A 7437-nucleotide genomic window follows, 5' to 3' on the forward strand; every position below is an offset into this window, starting at 1 on the left:
CTTTTCGTGTTTTATATAACTACGCTCTTATGTCTGCTTGAATGACACCCAATATTTACGGCGACCGGCAAACTTGCAATATGACATGGATGTACCTCTACATGTACCGCAAATGCTGTAACAAGTCCCCCAAGTCCTACAGGGCCGATACCGAGCTGGTTGACCCTTTTTAACAGATCCTCTTCAAGGGATGCAACCTCAAGCCTTGAATTCGGTTGCCCTACCGGTCTTAACAATGCCTTTTTGGCCAGCATGGCAGATTTCTCAAAGTCACCGCCAATGCCTACACCAACGATAACAGGCGGGCATGGGTTTGCACCGGCATTCTTCACGCTCTCTACTACAAACTTCCTGACCCCTTCTATCCCCTCAGCCGGTTTCAGCATCTTATGCGCTGCCATATTTTCACAACCGCCTCCGGCAATATCGAGCATTATTTTTATGTTCTCACCTGCAACAAGTTCAGTATAAATAATTGCAGGTGTATTGTCTGATGTATTTCTCCTCTCAAATATAGGCTCATGTACAACAGATTTTCTAAGGAGCCCCTTATTATACCCTTGCCTTACACCTTCATTAATTGCCTCATTCAGGAGCCCTCCTGCAATATAGACATCCTGACCGACATCAACAAAGAAGACTGCAAGTCCGGTATCCTGACACAAAGGCATACTCTCATTCTTTGCAATCTCAGCATTTTCCATAATCTGTTTCAGGACTTCCTGACCAAGCGGTGACTTCTCTGTTTCAAGAGCCTTTTCATAAGCCGCTATAACATCCTTACTCAGATTGTAATTTGCTTCTATACATAAGTCTCTGACTTTATCTACAATGTCATTATAATGTATTCTTCTCATGAGTTTTTCTCCAACAATTCTTTAATTTCCTCAACCCCGCTCCTGACCCTGTCTGCGGATTTATAAAATGCCTCTCTTTCTTCTTCAGAAAGTTTGATCTCAATTATGCTCTCAATGCCGCCTCTTCCAAGCCTTACAGGAACACCTACATAAAGGTCTTTGATCCCGTATTCACCTTCTAAATAGGCCGCTGTTGGGATTATCTTTTTCTTATCAAGTAAAATGGCCTCAACCATCTCTGTAATTGCAGCAGCAGGTGCAACATAAGCACTGCCTGTCTTGAGTAATTCAACTATCTCTGCACCGCCGAACTTCGTACGTTCAACAATCTTTTCGATTACAGGCTTATCCATAAGTTCAGTAATCGGTATCCCGGAAACAGTAGAAAATTTAGTCAGCGGCACCATTAAATCACCATGCCCCCCAAGAACAAATGCATGAACGTTTTCCACGGATACATTTAATTCCCTTGCAATAAAACACTCAAATCTTGCTGAATCAAGTGCACCCCCCATCCCCATTACACGCTGTTTTGGAAATCCTGAGACACTCCATGACAGATATGTCATCAGGTCCATCGGGTTTGTTACAATAATCAAGATGGAATCCGGTGATCTTTTTACTACCTCTTCAGTAACCTCTTTTACAATAGTCACATTCTTTTGTAAAAGGTCACTGCGTGTCATACCGGGTTTTCTTGCAAGACCTGCTGTAATAACTACAATATCAGAGTCAGAGGTATCATCGTAATTATTCGACCCGGTAATATTTACATCCGAACCGCTTATGGGTGCTGCCTCTGAAATATCAAGGGCCTTGCCCTGCGGCACCCCTTGAACAATGTCATACAAAACAACATCAGCAAGCGATTTCTCCATAATCCTCTGGGCCGCCGTTGCCCCTACATTCCCTGAACCTATAATAGAAACCTTATTTCGTCTTGCCAATTTTTATCCCCTCCTCAGATTATCTCTCCTTCAACCCCGCCTTTTCCCTTTTCATCAACTTCCTTGCCTGATTCTATCTTTTTGTCAATCTTTAAAACATCCTCGAACTTTAAATCAACACCGAATATGCCTGTCATCTCTCCTGCTGTATTTCTTACAGGAATTGACACAGTTATGCATAACGCATCCGTAACCAATGATTTATAGAAATCAGTTACATAAATTCTACCGCTCTTTAACGGTTCTATGAACCATCTCCTGCCTGAATAGTCTTTTCCTGTGCCGAATTTTTCAAACATGGCCCTGTCAACAATCTGTGTAATGTTCTTTGTTAATTGCCTTCCCTCAAGGTTTACCACGTAAGCAAACTGTATAAACGGGTTATCGTCAACCATCTTCTGCATTACTAATTCCATCTTCTCCGGATTCATAGAGGTAAATGACCCGTCCTCAATTATCTCTTCAACGATTGGAGAAACAATTTCCTCAGCGTTCTTTTTCATACGTTTAAGTTCAGACCCAAAATACTCCGGCAGATACCTTCTTGCCGCCGCATACATCTCATCTGATGAAATAGCCGTAAGCCTTCCGCTCTCATATTGTTCTGTAACCCATTTGAAAACCTTACCGATTCCCGGATGTTTTTTATCAATCTTATTCTCCTCATCCAACGCAAGATGGCTGTTAACCCAATATGCGACCCCTGCAATACCGGATTTATCCGTAATCGTAATACCCATAGGCCGCTTGAGGAGTTTTACAGTATCAAAAATATTATATATCTCTTCATTTTTAAGGGCGCCGTCTGCATGTATCCCGGCGCTTGTATTATTAAAATCAATCCCTACAAACGGATAGTTTGCAGGTACCTGAACACCTAATTCTTTACGGAAATACTCAGCAAGGTCAGTTATGGCAGTCGTGTCTACACCGTTTGTCTCTCCACGGAGCGATATATATTCCATAATCAGTGCCTCAACCGGCGTGTTGCCGGTACGTTCCCCGAATCCAAGAATAACTCCGTTTGCGCCGCTGCATCCATAAACCCATGCTGTTGTAGCATTTATCAGCGCCTTGTGAAAGTCATTATGTCCGTGCCACTCAAGCTGTTCAGGAGGCACACCTCCATAATGGACAAGGCCGTATATAAGTTCAGGTACGCCTCTTGGTGTTGATGCACCGGAAAATGGGACACCATAACCCATCGTGTCACATGCCCTGATCTTAACCGGTATTCCGCTTTTTTCCGACAGCTCCATTAACTTCTGAACAAGCGGGATTACAAAGCCGTAATAATCCGCCCGCGTAATGTCTTCCAGATGACATCTCGGGACAATCCCGGCATCCAATGCCGCACTGACTATCTCAAGATATTTTGCTGCAGCCTCGCTTCGGGTCATGCCGAGCTTTAGAAATATATGATAATCCGAACATGAGGTAAGTATTCCGGTCTCTTTGAGCTTCATATCCTTTACAATCTGGAAGTCTTCCTTAACTGCCCTGATCCATCCTGTAATCTCAGGGAATCTGTAACCTCGTGCAAGGCATTGTTCCACCGCATCCCTGTCTTTTTTATTATAAAGGAAGAACTCACACTGCCGTATAACACCGTTAGGCCCGCCAAGCCTGTGCAGCATGTCATAAATATCAACTATCTGTTTTACACTGTATGGCGGCCGTGATTGCTGGCCATCCCTGAAGGTTGTATCCGTAATCCAGAAATCTTCAGGCGTGTTCATCGGGACAATGCGGTGATTAAACGGTATCTTTGGAACTTCATTATAAGGAAAGAACTCCCTGAAAAGATTCGGCTCCTTTACATCAATTATCTCATAATGATATGCCGACCTGGTCAGCAGATTTTTTTCTTTTACAAGACCCGACATATAAGCCCCCCTTTTATCTTAGAATAAACCCCATCCCCACCCTAACCCTCCCCCATTCAATGTCGGGGAGGGAATATATGCTTAATACCCTAACTTCCCCCTTGAAGGGGAGGGAATATATGTTTCGCATCCTATCTTCCTCCCTGAAGCGGAGGTAAATTTCCTCTCCCTCAGGGAGAGGATTAAGGTGAGGGTGGGGTTTTTCAAGATACGGAATATTAACACAGCATGTTATTTTATTTCAAGGTATTTATCAGATGCCTGACTGGCATACAGCTATGTATCCTCTTTCGCCGGCGATTATATCAAGGGGGATGGTGGCGACATCTTCAATATCCGTGTCAATGTCATTAAATCCCCTGCCATCTTTCCGGCTATTAACAAACACTGTTTTTATATATCTTTTACATTCATCACAGCATACAGCCCTTGATCCCTGTTCGCATGCCGAATCTCCAACAATAAAACTCATCTTTTCCGGTTTATTATTCCGGCAGTCAGGACATTCACCACCGGTAAAAGGCCATCTGAACCCACAGAAACCGCAGGATAGAAAACGCTGTACAGTATTATTTAGAATATCTACAATCGCCATTCCGGGAGGGGCATTACAAAGCGGGCATTTCTCAAATATTCCTTGATCAAGTATTTCCTTTATTGATTTATCAGCACTTACCTTCTCTATGAGATTCATAAAAGATGGCTTCAATATCCATTTTATAACTACATTCCGGTGTCTGTCTTCTCTGTTAAGAGACATCTTGATAACTTCAACAGCCTGTTGTGAAGATAACCCATTCAATGACTCTGTCCCCTTTAAGCCCTTCTCACACATCATTTTAAAAACCCTTATTGCAGTCTCACTGCTATTAGTAAAATCAATCTCATTTATCTTATTTTCATCAAGCAGGCACAACCCCCTCACCCTACCCTCTCCCCCAAGGGGAGAGGGTTTAAGATAGATAGCCCCCTCTCCCCTGAGGGGAGAGGGTAAGGGTGAGGGGGTTTCGTAAGAAAATAACGGTGATAAGTCATCCGGTTTACTGTCTCCCCAAATATCAATCAACCCATTATATAGATTGACCATTTCACCTGAATTTGGAAAACATCTCGTCATGTCTTCAAGATATTTTTTATAACTTTCAAAATTATTCATAATTATTCGTCCTATTTACAAGATGTTGTAAAAAAACTATAGTAGTCACTAACTTTTAAATTTATCATGAAAATAATAGACAGATATATCATCAGGGAGCTTTTCTTTACCTTTACACTCAGCCTTTCTTTGCTGATGTCAGCGTTTCTTACACAGCAGATGCTGAGGTTTTCAAGGTTATCTGCTGATTCAGGTATTAGTTTTCTTGTACTCCTGAAATTAGCCCCCCTCATTATACCCATTTTTCTTGTGCTTGCAATACCCCTTGCAATGTTACTCTCTTCAATATTGACATTTGCCCGATTTTCAACAGACCATGAGGTAACTGCCTTTAAGTCTGCAGGCATCAGTATATACCGGATACTCCCGCCTGTTTTTGTTTTTTCAGTTCTTGCATTCTTATTGTCATTGGTTTCATCAACTATACTCCAGCCGGCTGCAAATACCATGATTAAACAGCAGACATATAATGCACTGAAAAACCAGAAAAATCTCGGGTTACAGGAAGGTGTATTTAATAATCTCTTTAATTTATTGGTATATGTAAAAAGGATAAAGGGCACATATAATCTTGAAGGGGTACTAATATCCGACAGGTCACAGAAGGAATCAAAGATTATAACTGCAAATCATGGGAGATTCCTGAATGACCCTTCAACTGAAAGTCTCTTTCTTAAATTAGAAGACGGACACATACATTATGAGTCCCAGGACAGGGTAAACTATCAGATGGCCTCATTCTCAACATATTATATGAAAATAGATACAGGTAAATCCATTGAAAATATAAGACTGTTTAAAAAGGCTTGGGGGATGAGTGTTCAGGAATTGAGAAGACTTATGAAAGAATATGTGCCGGGCCGGAAGGAAAGGGATTACAGGAGGCTTTTCTTAGAGTTTCATAAGAAATTCTCAGTACCTTCTGCAGTCCTTGTACTTGGAATCCTTGGAGTCCCGATCGGCATAAAGTCAAAATTCTCAAGCAGGTTTGCGGGTTTTATTGTAAGCCTTGCAGTAATCTTTTTTTACTACATCCTTGACACCGGATGTGAAATCCTTGCACTGGAAGGTATAATAAACCCGGTTTTAGCCGCATGGCTGCCGGTTCTTATATTAATCATATTGACCATGTTTATACTAATGAGAGAATCGTTTGAAGTAAGAAGATAGAAGTTAGAAGTTAGAAGAAATAATTTAGAAAAGAGATTATTAGGGTGGCTAATGTATATCCCTTCCCCTTGAGGGGGGAGGGTCAGGGTGGGGGTGGGCAGCGGTTATTCTCTAATGAAGACAGTCAACAGATACATAATAATAGAGTTTTTAAAACTTCTTTTACTGTTCGCTGCAGGTATGACAATCATCTATATGGTTGTGGATCTTTTTGAAAATCTCAGCGATTTTACAAAGATTCAAACGGACTTCACAACTATTGTAATTTACTTTTTGCTTAGAATCCCGCAGGCAATATATCTCATTGCCCCGATATCTTTTCTATTTGCATCATTCATCAACCTTGGCCTTTTCTCAAAATATAATGAAATAACTGCCATGCGTTCCAGCGGAATAAATTCATTTAATATCGCATCTTCCAAATTAATAATCACACTTATATTTTCTCTTGCTATCTTTTTATTCAATGACACCGTTGTACCCGCAACCAACAAGGCATCAGAAGAGATTAAGAGGCAGGCAGAGAAAAAACCGAAAGAGATGTTTTTTAAAGAAGACAGTCTCTGGTTTAAATCCGGTAAATATACGCTTTTTAATGTCAGATTCATCGAACCTGAGAAGAATACCCTTTGGAGGATTAATGTATATTATCTGAACAACAGCTTTGAGATAAGAGAAAGCATTTCTGCGGACAAGGCAGTTCAGGAAAACGGGCAATGGTTTTTAGAGACCGGCATAAGAAGGGTATTCAACACAAGCAAAATACCGGTTAATGTCTATCCGTTTGACAAACTTAAAACAGATATTCCCTTTAATCTTAAAGACGTTAAACATGCTGTTGTAACTGCATCAGAGACAAGATTTGGTGTGTTGAAAAGCTATGTTGAAAAGATAGAACAGGAAGGTTATGACGTAAAAAGACTTAATGTAGATCTCTTTGCAAAGACTTCTTTCCCTTTTGCCGGTTTCATCTTAACCCTTATAGGTATTTCGCTTGCCTTCTTTATAAAGAGGCTCGGCGGCATAGCATCAGGGGCCGGCGTTTGTATTGTAATAAGTATGCTTTACTGGGTGTCGTTCTCTTTTTCCCTGCATCTTGGTTATGCAGGCCACCTGCCGCCGCTGCTTTCAGCATGGCTTGCCAATATTGTCTTTCTTGCGATAGGCGGCTTTATGTTTTTCAGGGCAGCAAAGTTATAGAGCGAGAGTGGTTCTGTAGTATTCAGTAATAAGGTGCTTGCCGGAAATTATAAGGGTCTGTCATGAAATAACTTGTGTAGTTAGGCGCTCAGATTTCGGTCAGGTTTGAGTGCGACCGATTGAGCAAACCCGAAGGCGTAGTTGAATCTACGCTGAGGGGTTGCGATTGAGGAGCACACAAAGATGGCTGGAAGATGAGATGCATAAATGTATAGGTTATT

6 protein-coding genes are annotated in these 7437 nt (G+C 41.4%); 2 read left to right on the forward strand and 4 right to left on the reverse strand.

From position 1 onward, the window contains the following. Positions 1-11: 11 nt before the first annotated feature. From HZA08_13615 to HZA08_13630, 4 genes are all read right to left on the reverse strand, one after another. Positions 12-857, reverse strand: a complete 846-nt coding sequence (locus HZA08_13615; GenBank protein MBI5194458.1) for a fumarate hydratase — start codon at positions 855-857, stop codon at positions 12-14. After that, positions 854-1804 (reverse strand): malate dehydrogenase, encoded by a 951-nt coding sequence (gene mdh, locus HZA08_13620; protein MBI5194459.1) that lies wholly within the window; start codon positions 1802-1804, stop codon positions 854-856. Before mdh ends, HZA08_13615 begins: the two co-directional genes overlap by 4 nt. Positions 1805-1818: 14 nt before the next feature. Beyond that, a complete protein-coding gene (locus HZA08_13625; protein ID MBI5194460.1) occupies positions 1819-3690 on the reverse strand; it encodes a histone-lysine N-methyltransferase in 1872 nt (623 codons plus the stop codon). A 253-nt stretch (positions 3691-3943) separates the two neighbouring features. Next, a complete protein-coding gene (locus HZA08_13630) occupies positions 3944-4846 on the reverse strand; it encodes a formate dehydrogenase accessory protein FdhE (protein ID MBI5194461.1) in 903 nt (300 codons plus the stop codon). A gap of 66 nt (positions 4847-4912) precedes the next feature. Here HZA08_13630 and HZA08_13635 point away from each other — a divergent pair, with 66 nt between their 5' ends. After that, entirely contained in the window at positions 4913-6016 is a 1104-nt protein-coding gene (locus HZA08_13635) for an LptF/LptG family permease (GenBank protein ID MBI5194462.1), read from the forward strand. Between the two features lie 114 nt (positions 6017-6130). Continuing rightward, positions 6131-7216 (forward strand): LPS export ABC transporter permease LptG, encoded by a 1086-nt coding sequence (lptG, locus tag HZA08_13640; GenBank protein MBI5194463.1) that lies wholly within the window; start codon positions 6131-6133, stop codon positions 7214-7216. Positions 7217-7437: the final 221 nt, after the last annotated feature.

The sequence above is a fragment of the Nitrospirota bacterium genome, from assembly GCA_016212215.1.
In the GTDB taxonomy this organism is placed as follows: Bacteria; Nitrospirota; 9FT-COMBO-42-15; order HDB-SIOI813; family HDB-SIOI813; genus JACRGV01.